16 protein-coding genes are annotated in these 17,258 nt (G+C 45.2%); 3 read left to right on the top strand and 13 right to left on the bottom strand.

What is annotated here, in order from left to right; genetic code table 11:
- Nucleotides 1-103: 103 nt before the first annotated feature.
- Together rho and trxA are read right to left on the bottom strand one after the other, a co-directional pair.
- Nucleotides 104-1,369, bottom strand: a complete 1,266-nt coding sequence (gene rho / locus OPS25_RS05685; protein ID WP_265616688.1) for a transcription termination factor Rho — start codon at nt 1,367-1,369, stop codon at nt 104-106.
- Between the two features lie 241 nt (nt 1,370-1,610).
- On the bottom strand, nt 1,611-1,937 hold the full coding sequence (trxA, locus tag OPS25_RS05680; RefSeq protein ID WP_265616687.1) for a thioredoxin TrxA: 327 nt from the start codon (nt 1,935-1,937) through the stop codon (nt 1,611-1,613).
- Nucleotides 1,938-2,040: 103 nt separating this feature from the next.
- Between trxA and rhlB the strand changes: the two genes are divergently transcribed.
- Together rhlB and OPS25_RS05670 are read left to right on the top strand one after the other, a co-directional pair.
- Nucleotides 2,041-3,330 carry an ATP-dependent RNA helicase RhlB gene (gene rhlB / locus OPS25_RS05675; RefSeq protein ID WP_265616686.1) on the top strand — a complete coding sequence of 430 codons (1,290 nt, stop codon included), beginning with the start codon at nt 2,041-2,043 and terminating at the stop codon, nt 3,328-3,330.
- Between the two features lie 3 nt (nt 3,331-3,333).
- The gene (locus OPS25_RS05670) at nt 3,334-4,845 is read left to right on the top strand and encodes a Ppx/GppA phosphatase family protein (RefSeq protein ID WP_265616685.1); all 1,512 of its coding nucleotides are present in this window, start codon (nt 3,334-3,336) and stop codon (nt 4,843-4,845) included.
- 16 nt (nt 4,846-4,861) lie between these two features.
- Here OPS25_RS05670 and hemB read toward each other — a convergent pair whose 3' ends face one another.
- The 7 genes from hemB to tatA are packed head-to-tail and all read right to left on the bottom strand — an operon-like array spanning nt 4,862 to nt 10,396.
- Entirely contained in the window at nt 4,862-5,863 is a 1,002-nt protein-coding gene (hemB, locus tag OPS25_RS05665) for a porphobilinogen synthase (RefSeq protein ID WP_265616684.1), read from the bottom strand.
- Nucleotides 5,856-7,739 carry a sensor domain-containing diguanylate cyclase gene (locus tag OPS25_RS05660; protein ID WP_265616683.1) on the bottom strand — a complete coding sequence of 628 codons (1,884 nt, stop codon included), beginning with the start codon at nt 7,737-7,739 and terminating at the stop codon, nt 5,856-5,858. Before OPS25_RS05660 ends, hemB begins: the two co-directional genes overlap by 8 nt.
- A 4-nt stretch (nt 7,740-7,743) precedes the next feature.
- Nucleotides 7,744-8,523 carry a TatD family hydrolase gene (locus OPS25_RS05655; RefSeq protein WP_265616682.1) on the bottom strand — a complete coding sequence of 260 codons (780 nt, stop codon included), beginning with the start codon at nt 8,521-8,523 and terminating at the stop codon, nt 7,744-7,746.
- Between the two features lies 1 nt (nt 8,524).
- Entirely contained in the window at nt 8,525-9,064 is a 540-nt protein-coding gene (locus OPS25_RS05650) for a hypothetical protein (protein ID WP_265616681.1), read from the bottom strand.
- A gap of 17 nt (nt 9,065-9,081) precedes the next feature.
- Nucleotides 9,082-9,828 carry a twin-arginine translocase subunit TatC gene (gene tatC, locus OPS25_RS05645; RefSeq protein WP_265616680.1) on the bottom strand — a complete coding sequence of 249 codons (747 nt, stop codon included), beginning with the start codon at nt 9,826-9,828 and terminating at the stop codon, nt 9,082-9,084.
- A complete protein-coding gene (gene tatB / locus OPS25_RS05640; protein ID WP_265616679.1) occupies nt 9,828-10,127 on the bottom strand; it encodes a Sec-independent protein translocase protein TatB in 300 nt (99 codons plus the stop codon). Before tatB ends, tatC begins: the two co-directional genes overlap by 1 nt.
- The gene (tatA, locus tag OPS25_RS05635; protein ID WP_265616678.1) at nt 10,127-10,396 is read right to left on the bottom strand and encodes a Sec-independent protein translocase subunit TatA; all 270 of its coding nucleotides are present in this window, start codon (nt 10,394-10,396) and stop codon (nt 10,127-10,129) included. Before tatA ends, tatB begins: the two co-directional genes overlap by 1 nt.
- Before the next feature lie 152 nt (nt 10,397-10,548).
- Here tatA and OPS25_RS05630 point away from each other — a divergent pair, with 152 nt between their 5' ends.
- Entirely contained in the window at nt 10,549-11,547 is a 999-nt protein-coding gene (locus tag OPS25_RS05630; RefSeq protein ID WP_265616677.1) for a hypothetical protein, read from the top strand.
- Nucleotides 11,548-11,563: 16 nt separating this feature from the next.
- On the opposite strand, the gene ilvN is transcribed toward OPS25_RS05630, so the two are convergent.
- From ilvN to OPS25_RS05610, 4 genes are all read right to left on the bottom strand, one after another.
- Entirely contained in the window at nt 11,564-12,061 is a 498-nt protein-coding gene (gene ilvN / locus OPS25_RS05625; RefSeq protein WP_265616676.1) for an acetolactate synthase small subunit, read from the bottom strand.
- The gene (locus tag OPS25_RS05620) at nt 12,061-13,773 is read right to left on the bottom strand and encodes an acetolactate synthase 3 large subunit (RefSeq protein WP_265616675.1); all 1,713 of its coding nucleotides are present in this window, start codon (nt 13,771-13,773) and stop codon (nt 12,061-12,063) included. Before OPS25_RS05620 ends, ilvN begins: the two co-directional genes overlap by 1 nt.
- A gap of 199 nt (nt 13,774-13,972) precedes the next feature.
- Nucleotides 13,973-14,464 carry a DUF4442 domain-containing protein gene (locus tag OPS25_RS05615; protein WP_265616674.1) on the bottom strand — a complete coding sequence of 164 codons (492 nt, stop codon included), beginning with the start codon at nt 14,462-14,464 and terminating at the stop codon, nt 13,973-13,975.
- Nucleotides 14,465-14,784: 320 nt separating this feature from the next.
- The gene (locus tag OPS25_RS05610; RefSeq protein ID WP_265616673.1) at nt 14,785-16,332 is read right to left on the bottom strand and encodes a tetratricopeptide repeat-containing sulfotransferase family protein; all 1,548 of its coding nucleotides are present in this window, start codon (nt 16,330-16,332) and stop codon (nt 14,785-14,787) included.
- Nucleotides 16,333-17,258: the final 926 nt, after the last annotated feature.

The raw sequence follows: 17,258 nt of genomic DNA, 5'->3' as shown, positions 1-17,258 counted from the left end.
GCATTTAACTAACTCGCTGAAACAGTGGAATTTAAAAAGAGGAGGTAAAAGAGAAATATAACGCAAAAAGCGCAGAGAAGACTCTGCGCTTTCGAAAAATGAATTAACCTTTTTGGCGCTTCATTGCATCAAAAAATTCATCATTGGTTTTGGTCATGGAAAGCTTATTGATTAAGAATTCCATCGCATCAATTTCTGACATTTCATGCACAATTTTGCGCAGGATCCACATTTTCTGCAGTTCTTCCTGATTAGTCAGCAACTCTTCCCGACGAGTACCAGAACGATTAAAGTCAATCGCAGGGAATACGCGTTTTTCTGCAATCTTGCGATTTAGATGCAGTTCCATATTGCCCGTACCCTTAAACTCTTCATAGATAACTTCATCCATTTTAGAGCCGGTATCAATAAGTGCGGTGGCGATAATGGTTAAGCTGCCACCCTCTTCGACGTTTCTGGCTGCACCAAAAAAGCGCTTGGGTTTATGCAAGGCGTTAGCATCAACACCACCCGTTAGCACCTTACCTGATGAAGGTATAACTGTGTTGTATGCACGTGCCAGCCGGGTAATAGAATCCAGTAGAATCACCACGTCTTTTTTGTGTTCTACCAAACGCTTGGCTTTTTCGATAACCATCTCGGCTACCTGGACGTGTCGACTGGCTGGTTCGTCAAAAGTTGACGCTACCACTTCACCTTGCACCAGCCGCTGCATTTCGGTCACTTCTTCCGGGCGCTCGTCAATGAGCAATACCATCAGTTCACAGTCTGGTTGATTCGCGGCAATCGACTGCGCAATATTCTGCAGTAAGAGTGTTTTACCCGCTTTAGGGGGGGCAACAATTAAGCCACGCTGTCCTTTCCCTATGGGAGATGCCAGGTCAAGCACACGCGCGGTAATATCTTCAGTAGACCCATTCCCTCGCTCCATCCGCATACGTGACGCAGCGTGTAGCGGCGTGAGGTTTTCGAAAAGAATTTTATTGCGGGAATTTTCAGGTTTGTCGAAATTAACTTCGCGGATTTTTAGAAGGGCAAAATATCGTTCACTGTCTTTGGGTGGGCGTATTTTACCGGCGATAGTGTCGCCCGTGCGAAGATTAAATCGCCGAATCTGACTTGGTGACACATAAATGTCATCTGGTCCGGCAAGATAGGAAGAGTCGGCGGAACGTAAAAAGCCGAATCCATCTTGTAGAATTTCTAATACGCCATCCCCGAAAATATCTTCACCGCCCTTGGCGTGATTTTTCAAAATCGAAAAAATGATATCTTGTTTTCTGGCGCGAGCCATATTTTCCAGGCCCATTTCTTCGGCCAAGGAAACCAATTCGCTTATGGGTTTATTCTTCAGTTCAGTTAAATTCATACTGGTGGGTCTTTTGGACTTCGCATTCGGGACTAAATGTCACTAGTTTAATTTGAGTAGTTTATACCGCCCGGATATGGGCTTGCAGAACGCAGCTCAGGTATGAGCTAAGGTGAAAGTTAGCACCATATTTTTAGCGCGTCCAGTGTTTTCACCTAAAAAACACAAATTTATCTTCAAATACGCAATCGAGTTTGATATAGCAGGGTAAGCCAGCGATTACGCTGGCTTTCAAAATAACTTACAGATTCTCGTTTAAGAATTCTGTTAATTGCGCTTTTGATAACGCACCAACCTTGGTTGCAGCCACATTACCATCTTTGAATAACAACAATGTTGGGATGCCGCGAATACCATATTTTGGTGGGGTTTCATTATTTTCATCGACATTCAGTTTACCAACTGTTAACTTGCCCTCAAAGTCGTTCGCAATTTCTTCTAAAATAGGTGCGATCATTTTACACGGGCCACACCATTCTGCCCAAAAGTCAACCAGTACAGGACTGCTAGCATTGATTACATCCGCCTCAAACTTATCGTCAGTTAACTGGATAATTTTGTCGCTCATTCTTTTCTCCGTCATTTGGTCTACTGCTGATTTGCTCAGCTTTACCCTAAGTGTTATATAGAAACTGTTATTTAATGCAAGCAATGTTAAGCTATAAGCTATTATGCAAACAACTCATTTAACCGAAACTCATTTTTCTGACTTGCCTATCAATGAGAAAGTGGTCTCAGCACTTAGTGCTGCCAACTTCACTCATTGCACGCCCATCCAGGCGTTAGCCTTACCTCCGCTATTAGAAGGTTTGGACATTGCGGGTCAGGCTCAAACCGGCACCGGCAAAACCATCGCATTTCTGGTGGCGACTTTCCACTATTTATTGAGAAATCCTCAATCGGAAGACGATGCCTCACGCCCGGCTAATGCACCACGAGCTATTATTATGGCACCCACCAGGGAACTTGCCGTACAAATTTATAATGATGCGAAATTACTCAGTGAACACACTGGAATAACGCTTGGATTGATATATGGGGGCGAAGGCTACCAAAGTCAACGGGAAGTGTTAGAAGGCGGTGTCGATATCATCATTGGTACAACTGGACGCATCCTCGATTACAATAAACAAGGTGTGTTTACCCTTAAACATATTCAAGTCGCTGTGCTGGACGAAGCCGATCGCATGTTCGATTTAGGTTTCATCAAAGATATTCGCTTTCTATTTCGGCGTATGCCACCCGCTACAGAACGCTTGAGTATGTTGTTTTCTGCTACGCTTTCATATCGAGTACAGGAATTGGCTTACGAACACATGAATAATCCGACACATGTCCAGGTGGCGCCAGAGCAAAAAACCGCCAGTCGTGTACAGGAGGAGTTATTTTACCCATCTGACGATGACAAGATGCTGTTACTGCTAACCTTGTTAGAGGAAGAGTGGCCCGAAAAGGCGATTGTCTTTGCCAACACGAAACATGCATGCGAAAAAATCAATGACTGGCTAGAGGCCGATGGACACCGGGTGGGCTTGTTAAGCGGTGACGTGCCGCAGAAAAAACGCCTGGGTATTTTAGAAGATTTTACCAAAGGTCAGCTTGATATATTGGTTGCCACGGACGTTGCCGCACGTGGTCTACACATTGACAAAGTTTCCCACGTCTTTAATTACGACTTACCGGATGACGCCGAAGATTACGTCCACCGAATTGGTCGTACAGGACGTGCTGGCAAGAGCGGACACGCGATTAGCTTTGCATGCGAAAAGTATGCGCTTAATCTACCGGCCATTGAAACTTACATTCATCATGCTATTCCAGTCACTGATTATGACAGGACTGCTTTATTGGATGATGTGAAAACACCGCGTCCCCAGCATAGAAAGCGCAATAGCAGTAATCGCAACTCTCCCCGTCGTGGACGCAATAATAATAAAAGGCCTTCTTACAGACAGTCGTAAACTATGCAGGCAGAGATCTTTCAGGAAACCATTGTCAACGGCGAATACTATGCAGCCATCGATTTAGGCTCTAATAGTTTTCATATGGTCGTAGTGCACGTGGTGAATGGCAGCGTACAAATTGTAGGTAAAATCAAACAAAAGGTACGCCTAGCAGCTGGTCTCGATAACAACATGAAGCTAAGTTCAGAAAGTATGGAACGAGGCTGGAAATGCCTGGAGTCATTTGCTGAACGTCTTGAAGATATACCTGCATCAAATGTAAAAGCAGTGGCGACTGCCACCCTCCGCTTAGCGTCCAATGCCCACGATTTTGTCAAGCGGGCCGAAGAAATTCTTGGCCTCCGCCTTGATGTAATCAGTGGTGAAGAAGAAGCTCGGCAGATTTACCTGGGTGTGGCGTATACCTCAGCCAACCAGGGCAATAGTCTGGTGGTTGATATCGGGGGGGCCAGTACTGAAATTATTTTAGGAAATGACTTACAACCTATTCACTGTGTAAGTACCGATATGGGTTGCGTTACTTTTATGGAACGTTATTTTAAAGGTGGCGAAATAACTAAAGAAGCCTTTGAGCAGGCTCAGGCTGCAGCCACCGTACTATTGGGGAAGTGGGTAGACAGCTTTCTGTGTTTTGACTGGCAAAATTGTTTGGGCGCATCTGGCACCCCCCAAGCAATCGTCGAGATATTAGTGAAACAGGGGATTAGCGATGCAATCCGTTTGCCGTACCTTTATCACCTTCGCCAGCAATGCATTGATTGCGCGTCCGTCAAGACATTAAATATTGAAGGTCTGGAAGAAAGCCGAAAAGCCATATTCCCCAGTGGTCTGGCTATTCTCATTACCTTGTTTGAACAATTACATATCAACACTATGAACATCGCGGGTGGCGCCTTACGTGAAGGGCTTATCTATGGCATGTTAGACAACCTGCAAGACAATGACCGCCGCCAGCAAACCTTAAACCAGATCGTATTACGATATCACATTGATGTGCACCACGCTGAGCTGGTCAAGTCATTAGCGTTAAAGCTCTGTCATCAGCTATGTGCCCAGCAAAGTATCTGTCATATTGATACTGAGGCGGTTTTAGGGGCGGCTGCTGTTTTACATGAGACCGGGCTGCACATCGAATACAAAAAGCACCATCAGCATGGCGCCTATATTCTTAATCACATCGAATTGCCTGGCTATACGCGCCTGCAGCGCGCGGCGATAAGAGATCTGGTTTCAGCCCACCGCATGCCAATTCAAGCCAGTATTTTTAACGGCTATCATAGCGACATTCAACCCATGTTAAGAGGTATGCTACGGATTTTACGAATTGCCGTTGTACTGTGTATACGTCGTCAAAATAAACACATTCCGACGGTGGAGTTACTTGTTGAAAACGATGAGTGGACGTTGCGTTTTCCCGAAGGTTGGCTGAATCAACATCCATTAATCAAAGCTGAGCTGGCTAACGAACGCTGGCTTCAACACAAGGCGGGCTGGACCCTTAACTGCCACTGATCCATCTTGATTGGATTCATTTCTGGCTTAGCAACTTGGCAGCTTGCACTGCGAAATACGTTAGAATACCGTCGGCCCCCGCGCGCTTAAACGCCAATAAAGATTCAAGTATTACCGCCTCTCTATCTAACCAGCCTTGATCGAAAGCAGCCGTGTGCATGGCATATTCACCACTTACCTGATAGGCAAAGGTAGGAACACGAAATTCATCTTTACAGCGCCTTACAATATCCAGATATGGCATACCCGGTTTAACCATGACCATATCGGCGCCTTCATCAATATCCAGTCTTATCTCCTGGATCGCCTCATCTGAATTGGCTGGATTCATTTGGTATGACTTTTTATTACCACCTTTGATATTTGCCGCCGAACCCACTGCATCACGAAACGGCCCATAGTAACTTGAGGCATATTTTGCTGAATACGCCATTATGCATGTATTAACGAACCCTTCTGAATCCAACGCTTCACGAATGGCACCTATGCGACCATCCATCATATCTGAAGGGGCAACAATATCCGCGCCAGCCTTGGCATGCGAAACCGCTTGTTTAATTAAAACCTCGACGGTTTCGTCGTTAAGAACGTAGCCTGAGTCGTCGACGAGCCCATCTTGACCGTGAGAAGTAAAGGGGTCCAATGCGACATCTGAAATAACCAGCATTTCAGGTAATGCGTTTTTTAGTTCACTAATGGCATGCTGCGCTAACCCTTGTGGATTAAAGGCTTCGCTGGCACATAAGGATTTTTTTTCCGCTGGCGTCACGGGAAAAATTGCTAGAGCTCGAATACCCAATGCATACCATTCACTTGCTTCGGCAATTAATTCATCAACAGAAAGACGTTCAACTCCCGGCATAGACGACACCGACTCACGTTGTTTTTTGCCAGGCAAAACAAAAACTGGATAAATTAAGTCACTTACATGCAACTGATGCTCAGTGACTAATGAGCGAAGTGATTCGTTGTATCGAAGTCGGCGCATTCTGCGAACGGGGAAATTATTGCTACTCATCTTTCGCATCCTGATAACTCCATATTTTCACATTATTCCTACCATCTTGTTTCGCTGCATACAGCATTTGATCGGCTTGTTTCAAAATGGCTAGCTCCTGATCTTCATCGGTGACGATAGCACTAGCTACACCAGCACTTAATGACATGTTGATGGTGACATTATCTATTATTACAGGTGCGCCCTCTACTTTTTCGCGCATCAATTCTGCCACTAGCGCAGCCCCTTCAGAATCGGTATTGGGGAGGATAATGGCAAATTCTTCTCCGCCATAACGACAGACATCATCACTAGGGCGACGAAGAGTTTCTTTTAGCAAGTTCGCCACATGCCGAATACATGCGTCGCCCGCAGCGTGCCCGTATTCGTCGTTAATTCTTTTGAAGTAGTCAATATCAGCCATAATGATACTAAGAGGGGTTTGCTCGCGCCGGCTACGTCTTCCTTCTGCAAGTAAGCGCTTGTCAAAATGGCGCCGATTTTTAATATTGGTCAGGGAGTCAATCGTATTAAGCGTTTCCAACTCGCGGTTAGCCTCTGAAAGTTCCCGTAACGCGACCTCTAGCTCTAGTGTCCGCTCTTGCACTTTGTACTCAAGCTCATTTTGGTATTGTTCTTGTACAGCCAGCAGTTGTTCTTTGACATTTAAAGCGGTTTTCTCTTGGACTATCGCAATCTCTTTGGCGTCCAACATCTCGTTGCGATTTACATTGTAGGAAATCGCCAGTGCCAAGGCCAGCAGTAAAGTTTCAACCGCTCCCCCCAACATCAGTAAATAATTTGATTGTATATTGATAGAGATCAGTTGCAGATTATCCAGACTGGCGAGCAAACCACTTAGTAATAATATTGACCAGGCGAACGAATAATACCTTGCGATCACTACCCCGCGTAGAGCAAGCCAGATACCAATTGAAAAGGTGACAGTCACGGCAATACTAAGTAAGACGAAAAATAACTTTATTAAATAGGAGTAAGGCAACACAAGACTGATGAAAATATTCGCTAGAAACACCCAGCCAAATCCTTGCAGCAACAAAGCTAACCGGGGACTGTAGTGTTTAACATTTAATAACCAGTTGGAAAATATGACCGCAAACATGATGGCCGCGTTAGCAAAAATCCCTACCGCCCGTTCTTGAAACCATACCCAATTAGGCCAAATGTGCGCATAAGCTAGCCCTTGAACTGACAAAAGGGTGAGCATTAAGGAAAAGACGTACCCGGAATAGACAACGAAAGTACGGTTTTGGGTAGTAAAAAAGAAAAACAGGTTACTGATCCCCATCGCCGCCAGAAATCCGAAAAACATGCCCATCAGCAGGTTATGTTTTGACGTGTATTCAATAAACTCCGTCTTTGTCCATAACCTGAGTGGCACCCGAATGGTTCCCGATGACTGTACCTTAATTATTACTGTCAACTCACCTTCGCTTACTGGGACCGGAAATAAAAGAGATTCGTGTAAAATTGGCCGGTCGGTGAATGTCATTCCATCACCCGCATCAAATTGCGCCACCGGCGTTAATGCATCAGGGGTATAAAAAGCCACCGTTAAGGTATCCAGCAAGGGATACTGTACTTCCAATAAATGCCGTACGTCACCACTCGAAGGCGAAATATCAAATTGAAACCAGGTAGGTTCATCCAACATTCCCAGATTTACCGGGTTAGCCACTGGGAGCCAATTTTGGTTAGCGGTTATCGGCGCGTCTTTTTCGAAATTGAAGCTATAACGCAGATCCTTGATGCGCTGTTCCTGGGTATCCACAGCCGCAAAACGAAACGCGATTATTACTAACAGCGCGACCAAGATGCTGGTAACACCCAGTAACCACAAATCATATTTACGTACTGTAAAAGCTGTTTGCTGCATCGCGCTATTTTTTTATTCCGAATAATTTACATGCGTTAGCATAACTTGTCTGTTGAAGGGTTTCACTTGGTAAATTAATCACTTCGCTTAGTTTTTCAGCGATGCTTGGTAAAAAGGCGGGCTCATTATTGCGCGCGCGGGGACGTCTGTTCTTCGGAAACAGATAGGGGGCATCGGTTTCAAGCACTACTTTATCCAAGGGCAGCGCGCGCACAGCTTCAACCAATAATTGGTTACGCTTGTCGTCACACAACCAACCAGTAATGCCGATGTAAAATCCCATTGCCACGTAGGCTTGAAGTTGTGGTGCTGAACCAGTGAAGCAATGAGCCAGCCCCCCTTTAAGTTGCGGCAGGTAGGGTGCAAGTATCGTAACTTGATCTTCAAAAGCGTCACGTTCATGAAGATAAACCGGTTTTCCTGCTTCTATCGCAACCTGAAGCTGTTGGTCAAACACATTTCGTTGGACGTCCGGGGGGGAGAAATTACGATTAAAATCCAAGCCACATTCACCAACCGCAACGGCTTGCGTATGCGAGATAATATCGCTTAATTGTGTAAAATCATCGGGCTTTGCCAACTTAGCGTTATGGGGATGAATTCCCACTGTAAATACTAAATTGTCGGGATAAGCATAAGCAAGTTTTTCGGCCAGCAACCACTCATCTGGCTGCGTGGTGATGACACACAGTTTGTCGACCCCCGCCGCTATCGCGTTTTCAATAACGGCATGAGGATCAAAGCGCCGATCCAATAGATTTACTCCGGCGTCAAACCAACTCATGTTATTTAGTTCGCTTAACCTTTATCCGGGTATTCTGGTCGGGCTTAGAAAGATAAAAAGACCCCAACATTCCACGTTCTATTTTCACCACATCGCCGACTTTCAGCTTATAGTGTTTATCATCTCGCTGGCGCCATACCGCATCGTCAGATAGCGTAATGATGAGCTCGCCCCGCGGGGCCTTATCTATCTTAGCGACAGTACTGGTTATTTCTTCCACTTCTTCAGTTTGTTCTTTTGCTTCTAATCCAAATGGAGTTGGAGCAGACTTCACTGTCGTGGCTTCAAATGAATGGCGTGGTGCTGGGCGCGGTGCCGCGTCGTTTTGTGCTGCGGTGCCAGGGACAGCGTATCCTCGCTTGACCGCCGCTTCCACTCCTGAATACTGTTTGACGTCTTTAACCACCTTATCGAAGCACATTAATCGTTGCAGGCTATTCTCTACCTTACTACAGTTCACTAATGCTTCTTCAATGGTCTCAGCACAAACTGTAGCCGATAGCGTAAGGGCGACCATACTTACCAGTGTGATAAATTTCATATATTTTCCTTGCTTACTTATTCATGACTTTTCAAACTTGAAGAGGATTCATCGCGTCGGGAATACAAGCCCCCAAGCATCACACCCACTTCGAATAATAGCCACATGGGCAATGCTAAAAGTGTTTGCGAAATAACATCAGGAGGCGTGAGTAACATGCCGACAATAAAAACCGCCACGATGACGTAAGGACGTTTGGCACGAAGACTCTTTGCATCTGTTGCCCCAGTCCAACACAGTAAAATGATAGCGATAGGGATTTCAAAAGAGATGCCAAACGCAAAAAATAATTTCAGTACGAAGTCCAAATAGCTGTTGATGTCGGTACTTACTGTGACGCCGGCGGGAGCCACACTGGTGAAGAAGGCAAATGCCAGAGGAAACACCACGAAATACGCGAACGCCATCCCAGCATAGAAAAGCAAGGTACTGGAAATCAGTAAAGGCGCGACGAGGCGCTTTTCATTTTTATATAAACCCGGCGCCACAAATGCCCACACTTGATATAGTACATACGGGATGGCGATAAAAAATGAGAGTACCAAAGTAAGTTTGAACGGTGCAAAAAAGGGCGATGCGACATCGGTGGCAATCATAGAGGCGTTATCAGGTAGCGCATCTAACAATGGACGAGCCAACACCTGATATAGGTCCTGCGCAAAATATGCTAAGCATAAAAATACCACTAATACACTTAGTAACGCCTTTAAAATTCGACTCCTAAGTTCGATTAAATGGAACAGCAAACTGTTTTCGTCAGTCATTATTTCTTTTTATAAGGTTCTTGCACAGAGTTGGCAGCTTGTTTCAACTCTTCCACACTTTTTCGAAGCTCAGGTGAAACGTTTTCAAGTCCGTCGTGCTCGGCTTTTTTGAGGTTTTCGTGCAGTTCGTGGATACGTAGCTGATGCTCGACTTCATGCTTAAAGCCAGTCGCCATGTTGCGAACTTTTCGTACGGTCGAAATCGTTGAGCGCAACGCACCGGGTAGCCTGCTCGGCCCCAGTATAAGCAGTGCAAGCACTGCAACAGTCAACAATTCCCAAAAGCCAATATCAAACATTAGTGTTTTTCTTTAGTTTCCTGCTCAGCAGGAGTTGGCTTTTTTTGTGTATCCGTTTGCACAGCTGAGGCTTGCTTTTGCGCATCTTGCTGCTCAACTTTTTTTGCTTCATCAGCCTCAAAATCAGCATCTTTATCGTCATTGACAGCATTTTTGAAGCCTTTCAATGCTCCACCTAAATCACTGCCGATGTTTTTTAGGCGTTTGGTACCGAATAATAATATTACAATTACCAACACTATCAGCAATTGCCAAATACTGATCCCCATATCAATTCTCCTTTACATCAGAAGTTACAGTATGCCACTGCCTGACGCGGCTTTCATTATCTTTATCCCGAATAGACAAAAAACTCATTTGACCTCTCGCCAAATAGCAAGCATGCTAAAGTAATACATGGATAAGTAGTTTGTTGAAAGCAATGTCTTGTTTGATATTATTGTTTTGCTCTTCTCTTGCAGTAGAAGACACCACCACCGACGCAATATCGCAGCGTCGCAAAGCTGACGCTGAAGCCAAAACTCATGAGATCGTTCGCCCAGCGCTCCAGGATTCTGTCGAAAATAGCGATGCCTCATGGTTTGACCGCTGGCAACAAAATTTAACTCACTCAATGGATTACACTGCTCGGCAACTTGATAGCTTTTTCGCCGTGCAAGGCAGTGATGCATATAAAGATGCCCGTGCGGAAGGACGAGTCAGATTGGGCTGGGAGCCGCGTACGCGCGATATGTCTGAGCTGGATCTGAAGTTTCGAGTAAGAGTGAAGCTACCTGCTCTGAAAGACAGAGTCGACTTATTACTGAGCGACAACGATGATTATGAGGAAGAAGATACCATTAATGCAGTGCGCGATCAGGCATTGTCGCGCAGGGATAGTACCACTATAGCATTGCGTTTCAAACAAGCTGATGACTCCTCCCTCTCCCACCGCATAGGCACAGGACGCCGGGGGCAGATATATCTGAAATCCCGTTACCGCGACACCTATGCCTTTAATCAGCACTGGTCTTTGCAGTACGACGCCGAAGCCTACTATTACACCCGCGACGAATTCGGGGCTGAGGTGGGGGCATCATTTCAGCACGTTAACGAGACAGATCATGTGTTTCGTTTTAATAATCGGTACTACTATCGCGACACCAGTGAAGATTGGATGTGGCGGCATGAGCTGCAGTTTTTACAACCTTTAACCGATGACTCTGCGGTCATTTATAACTTGTTTACAGAAGGCTTTACGAAACCAGGCAATCGACTTGACCAATATTATATCAGTGCTCGCTACCGCACCAATCCACATCGGGAGTGGTTATTTTACGAAGTAGAACCGTTTGTACTGTGGCTAAGAGAAGAGGACTTCAAGCCCTCTTACGGCTTAGCCATGCGCATCGAGGTGTATTATGGAAAATATCACCTGTAGGTAGTTTTTTTAGCTGTTAGGGACGAAGTGAACGCTCTCCACGCCCCAGGCCGCACACTCCAGTACGGGAAGATTCGATAATCTCCGAAGCTTGACTCATGGTCGTTGCGAACGCATCCAATTTGTCAGTAGTACCGGTAATTTCGATAGTATAGTTGTGGGCATTTACATCCACAATCCGAGCTCTGAAAATATCCACATTACGCTTTATTTCTGATCGAATTGCTTCTGTTCGAGTGGCCACTTTTATCAGCATTAATTCCCGCTCAATATGTGCGCCTTCTGTCAAATCGGCTATTTTTAAAACGTCTATCAGTTTGTTAACCTGTTTGGTGATTTGTTCAATTACCTTATTGTCACCGTGAGTGATGATGGTTAGGCGAGATAAACTCGGGTCACTGGTGGGGGCGACACATAAAGAATCCACATTGTACCCACGCTGCGAGAATACCCCTATAATTCGAGATAAAGCACCTGGTGCGTTTTCCATCAATACCGAAATAATTCTTTTCATCAGGTACGCTCCATTTTACTTAACCGCATATCATCCATTGCCCCAGACTTTATCTGCATGGGATAAACGTGTTCGTTCTGATCAATTTTTACATCCACAAACACTAAACGACCTTTCAGACTAAAACATTGCTCCATTGCCCCTTCCAGTTCATCCGGATGCTCAACTCGAATGCCAACATGTCCATACGCTTCGGCCAGTTTGACGAAATCAGGCATCGACTCCATATACGATTGCGAATGCCGCCCTTTATAATTCATGTCCTGCCACTGACGCACCATGCCTAATGCTCGGTTATTCAGAGAAATAATTTTTATTGGCAAATTGTATTGTAGACAGGTCGATAACTCCTGAATGTTCATTTGAATGCTGCCATCGCCCGTTATGACTACGGATGTGGCCTCGGGATGCGCCACCTGCACGCCCATCGCGGCGGGTAAACCGAAACCCATAGTGCCCAACCCACCGGAATTAATCCATTGGCGAGGACGTTCAAACAGGTAATACAGTGCGGCAAACATTTGGTGCTGGCCCACATCAGAACTGACAAATGCCTGACCTTGTGTATGTCGATATACGCTTTGCACTACTTGCTGAGGCTTAATTTGGTCTGAATCAGATTGATACTGCAGGCAATCACGCTCTCGCCACTGCTCAATTTGTTGCCACCAATCGGCCAGCTTCTCACTTTGTGCTGCAGGCAAACTAACCTCTTCAAGTAACTGTTCAAGCACGTTGTCGACGCTTCCCACTACCGGTATATGGGCATTCACCGTCTTGGAAATGGAAGCTGGGTCGATGTCCACATGAATGATGGTGGCATGAGGACAGAATTTAGCCACGTTATTGGTGACTCTGTCATCAAATCGCGCCCCTAACGCCAGAATACAGTCGGCATTGTGCATGGCTTTATTGGCTTCAAGCGTTCCGTGCATGCCAAGCATTCCCAGACTCTGTGCATGGGGACCAGGAAAGGCTCCCAATCCCATTAAAGTACAGGTAACTGGAGCACATAGACGCTCTGCTAATGCTACCACCTTGTCTGCGGCATTGGCTGCAATTGCTCCTCCCCCCACATATAACACCGGGCGTTGTGCATGTTCAAGAACCTGCACGGCTTTCTTAATTTGTTTCTTGTGGCCTTTAAGGGTTGGGTTATATGACCGCATCGAGATAGATTGTGGATAGCTATACGGATGCTGCTCCTGAATATTGACCAGATCCTTGGGAAGATCTACAACTACAGGGCCGGGTCGGCCGGTATTAGCTATGTAATACGCTTTGGCTATCGCATGGGGAATATCCACTGTGCGTTTAACCAAGAAACTGTGTTTAACAATAGGACGTGAGCACCCCACCATATCAGTTTCCTGAAATGCATCCTCCCCAATGTGCATGGAAGGCACCTGTCCAGACAGCACTACCATCGGGATTGAATCCATATAGGCAGTGGCAATACCCGTAATAGTATTGGTCGCCCCGGGACCCGACGTCACCAAAACGGTGCCGGTTTTCCCCGTAGAGCGCGCATAGCCATCCGCCATATGAGCGGCAGCCTGTTCATGACGTACCAAAATATGTTTAACAGCATCTTGCGCAAAAAGTGCATCATAAATGTCAAGAACAGCGCCCCCCGGATAACCAAAAACGTGGCTGACGCCCGCATCTTTCAATGCTTCAACCACCATCGCCGCACCTGACATCATCTTCACAGTCCCCTCCCCCATCGTCTACAAAATCATCGTTTTGTGACTATATCTAAGGAAATAGGAAGGTTAAACAACATTTTTTAATAAAGTGAGATGTATATCCCTATATAAGCAATAAATAGGATAAAAATTTCTTTTGGGCTTACAAATCGCCGCTATTTAGTGCATTTAACATAATTTTTACAAAATAGAGCCTTACGTGTTATGACTTCCGTGGAACCCATGCCCATACCATTTGACACATTACAGGTTCTATTCCCGTCGCATCGGTCACTTTTACTGCCACTGTCAGTTCACCTTTATCTTCCAGCTGCATAAGTTCGATTTGCTCGTTGGTGAGCGAAGCCACCGCCTGCATGTCGCCTGTTGCTCTTTTTACGTACTTAAGTTCCATTGACTTTATGAGGGGTAACTTATCTCCTGGCAGGTTAACTCCCACAATAAAACCTGTCGCAGATTCTGCCAACAACGCCATTCCGGCTGCATGGACACTGCCAATGTGATTTTGAACTCGCTTCAAATTACGCTGGCGAAAGGTAACAGTAGTTAGATCTGTACTCAGCACTTCAAGCTTGGTGGTACCTGTCAATTTAACTTTGAAACGAAACATCCAGGTTAATAACCTATGACTCAACCACTCTGGCTTGTTCATTGCCCAGACAGCAAATTTTCTTAAAGGATTTGTTTTTGACACACTCGGACTCCCACCTCTTCTGGTTAGACCAGTGAGGCTATATAATCGCGACTCAAATTACAACAGATGCCAATCGAAATGTTTTCTCTGAGTGCATGAATTATACGCTACTTCGGACCTGCTTTTTGATGAAGTACACGTTACCGTGGATAGGGATAAAGTAGATTCGCCGCCATAAAAAAGATATCAATAATGTTCTTATGACGCGTGGAAAGACAAGGAAAGCTGAGTGTGGAGATCGAAGCGCTAAGCTATATTACATATGGAAATCTACGATATGGCCAGCGCACCTGTGACTTTTTGAATAGCAGAGCGTCTTATTAATCGGTGATAATGTCAGACAACTTCGTTTCAACTATTTCGACAAATCTTTTGTATCGGTTAACGTCTGTACCCTGCCCCAGCTGATCTTGAAGTGCCGATAACCTTGTCTGCACACTCTGGTTTTTTTTATCTACCTGGGACAGACCGCAGTAGTTAAACAGGGCTTCCACTTCCTCGTCAAAATTACACCTCAAGGAGGTATAGGACTGCACCTTAATGGAATCCCCAAATACTGTTTTCCACCTGAGCATTAAGTTATGAAAATGGCGGTAGTATCGGCAACAATAAGTTAAATCATAACTGTAGCCGTTTGACTGATTAAACGGCCATTGAAGTTTGAGAAAATTCAGCACAACAGATTCGAGTGGGTCACGCTGGACAATGATAATTTTAGCGTTGGGAAGAGCGCGTTTTATCAAACTGACATTAAAAAAATTGTAGGGTTGAAAATCAACCGTATATTTTTCATCACCAGACTTTAAACCTGCCGTCGCATTAATATAGCCCTCGCCAATTTGCAGATTATCAAGCTCTTCCGCTGCCAACATGGTTTTTAAATCCAAAAAAGGCAGCTTTTTACCGTTTACTAACTGGCTAACGGTGTGGACAAACAGGTTAGTGGTAACCGGCGGCGCAACGTCAGGATGAGACGAGATAATCTGTGCAATTTTATCCAGTCCTGAAGCAGGCATCCCTACCACAAAAATAGGTTGCCGACTTGCACAGCCGATAGAGCCAAAGCAATTTTCGCGTTTGCCATCAAGCAACCAATCAAAAATAGCCGCATTTTTAGCTTCAGATATTTCAGCTTCACTTTCAAACTTAGCGCGTGCGTTAAGTAAAATATCTTCGGCTTGTTTGTACGCGCCTTGATATGCGTAAACTTTAGCTAAGGTGTGAGCCAGCACCACGTTTCTTTCTAGCTCCCTAGAGGTTTCCGAATGCGCAGACTGCTGTAAAAGGTCAGTCATTTTTTGTGCTTCGAAATAATCCGGTTTCGTTTGAGCCAGAGCGTAAAGGGTAAGATGATGGTCCGGTTGATAACTCAAGCCTTGAGTAAATACTTCTACAGCCTGTTCTACCTTACCCAACTTCGTCAACATTAATCCTGCATGATAATAACCTTCAACCTGTTGAGGCATCTGAATGCTGGCTGATGTGAAAGCCTGTAGCGCTTGGGTATATAGGTTTAACGCTGACAAGCTGTGCCCGAGGTGCATAAGCAGTTCAAAATGCGAGATCGTGTTCAGGGCAAGCTTAGAAAAATTTTTTTCCACCTTCGTTCTGTTGAATGTGGCGCTGCTTGCAATAATCAGGTAGGCCAATGCGAGGTTATTATTCGATTGCTTATACGATTGCTCTAAGGCTTCTTCTGCTTCTTTATACTGGCGAAGATTTAAAAAAGTCCGTCCCGTTAAATACAGGATATCTGGATCTTCACCAAACTGTTTCTGATAAATAGAACAGACGCGTTGCGCATTGACAACATCACCAGCTTCGCAAGCGGCTTCTGCTTCTGATATTAACTGACTACGAGTTTCCATTTTTTATATACTGCGACGGCTATTTTCTGGTTATTGATGGTGTTCTTAGGGATAGGATAGCCGCTTTACTCCGTTTGTTGGGTTCGTTGCGATTATAAATGATTACACAGGTTTAATGTAACCGGATTAAATGAGGTCGTATCAGATAGATTAAATTTTTGGAGTAGACCTAAAACACTACACAACAGAAACCGCCCCCATTTCGAACCATGCCACCCCCGTCCTTCGTAATCACGGTCGTGCAAAGGTATGTACTCTACCAACGGAGCTATTCCCGCTTGTGCGCTTATTAGAATAAGCGTAATTTTTCACAAAGGAAGATTTGAAAAAGAAATGTAGATTTGGAGCGTGAAACGAGACTTGTAACTGGCCGGCATCCGGTCGCGACCCCAACCTTGGCAATCACTGTGGTGACGAGGTATGTGCACTACCAACTGAGCTATTCCCGCTTGTGCGCTTAATAGGATAAGCGTAATTTTTCACAAAGAAAGATTTGAAAAAGAAATGTAGATTTGGAGCGGGAAACGAGACTTGTAACTGGCCGGCATCCGGTCGCGACCCCAACCTTGGCAATCACTGTGGTGACGAGGTATGTGCACTACCAACTGGGCTATTCCCGCTTATGCGCTTAATAGAATAAGCGTAATTTTTCACAAAGGAAGATTCGAAAAAGAAATGAGATTTGGAGCGGGAAACGAGACTTGTAACTGGCCGGCATCCGGTCGCGACCCCAACCTTGGCAATCACTGTCGTGACGAGGTATGTGCACTACCAACTGAGCTATTCCCGCTTGTGCGCTTAATAGGATAAGCGTAATTTTTCACAAAGGAAGATTCGAAAAAGAAATGAAGATTTGGAGCGGGAAACGAGACTTGTAACTGGCCGGCATCCGGTCGCGACCCCAACCTTGGCAATCACTGTCGTGA

Source organism: Alteromonas aquimaris (genome assembly GCF_026183695.1).
Classification (GTDB): Bacteria; Pseudomonadota; Gammaproteobacteria; order Enterobacterales; family Alteromonadaceae; genus Alteromonas; species Alteromonas aquimaris.
The sequence above is the reverse complement of the archived record's forward strand: the minus strand, read 5'-3'. Positions and strand labels throughout refer to the sequence as shown.

Bases quoted from the DNA above. Each gene is read 5' to 3' on its own strand.
- rho (WP_265616688.1), bottom strand. From the start codon at position 1,369: ATGAATTTAACTGAACTGAAGAATAAACCCATAAGCGAATTGGTTTCC.
- trxA (WP_265616687.1), bottom strand. From the start codon at position 1,937: ATGAGCGACAAAATTATCCAGTTAACTGACGATAAGTTTGAGGCGGAT.
- rhlB (WP_265616686.1), top strand. From the start codon at position 2,041: ATGCAAACAACTCATTTAACCGAAACTCATTTTTCTGACTTGCCTATC.
- OPS25_RS05670 (WP_265616685.1), top strand. From the start codon at position 3,334: ATGCAGGCAGAGATCTTTCAGGAAACCATTGTCAACGGCGAATACTAT.
- hemB (WP_265616684.1), bottom strand. From the start codon at position 5,863: ATGAGTAGCAATAATTTCCCCGTTCGCAGAATGCGCCGACTTCGATAC.
- OPS25_RS05660 (WP_265616683.1), bottom strand. From the start codon at position 7,739: ATGCAGCAAACAGCTTTTACAGTACGTAAATATGATTTGTGGTTACTG.
- OPS25_RS05655 (WP_265616682.1), bottom strand. From the start codon at position 8,523: ATGAGTTGGTTTGACGCCGGAGTAAATCTATTGGATCGGCGCTTTGAT.
- OPS25_RS05650 (WP_265616681.1), bottom strand. From the start codon at position 9,064: ATGAAATTTATCACACTGGTAAGTATGGTCGCCCTTACGCTATCGGCT.
- tatC (WP_265616680.1), bottom strand. From the start codon at position 9,828: ATGACTGACGAAAACAGTTTGCTGTTCCATTTAATCGAACTTAGGAGT.
- tatB (WP_265616679.1), bottom strand. From the start codon at position 10,127: ATGTTTGATATTGGCTTTTGGGAATTGTTGACTGTTGCAGTGCTTGCA.
- tatA (WP_265616678.1), bottom strand. From the start codon at position 10,396: ATGGGGATCAGTATTTGGCAATTGCTGATAGTGTTGGTAATTGTAATA.
- OPS25_RS05630 (WP_265616677.1), top strand. From the start codon at position 10,549: ATGTCTTGTTTGATATTATTGTTTTGCTCTTCTCTTGCAGTAGAAGAC.
- ilvN (WP_265616676.1), bottom strand. From the start codon at position 12,061: ATGAAAAGAATTATTTCGGTATTGATGGAAAACGCACCAGGTGCTTTA.
- OPS25_RS05610 (WP_265616673.1), bottom strand. From the start codon at position 16,332: ATGGAAACTCGTAGTCAGTTAATATCAGAAGCAGAAGCCGCTTGCGAA.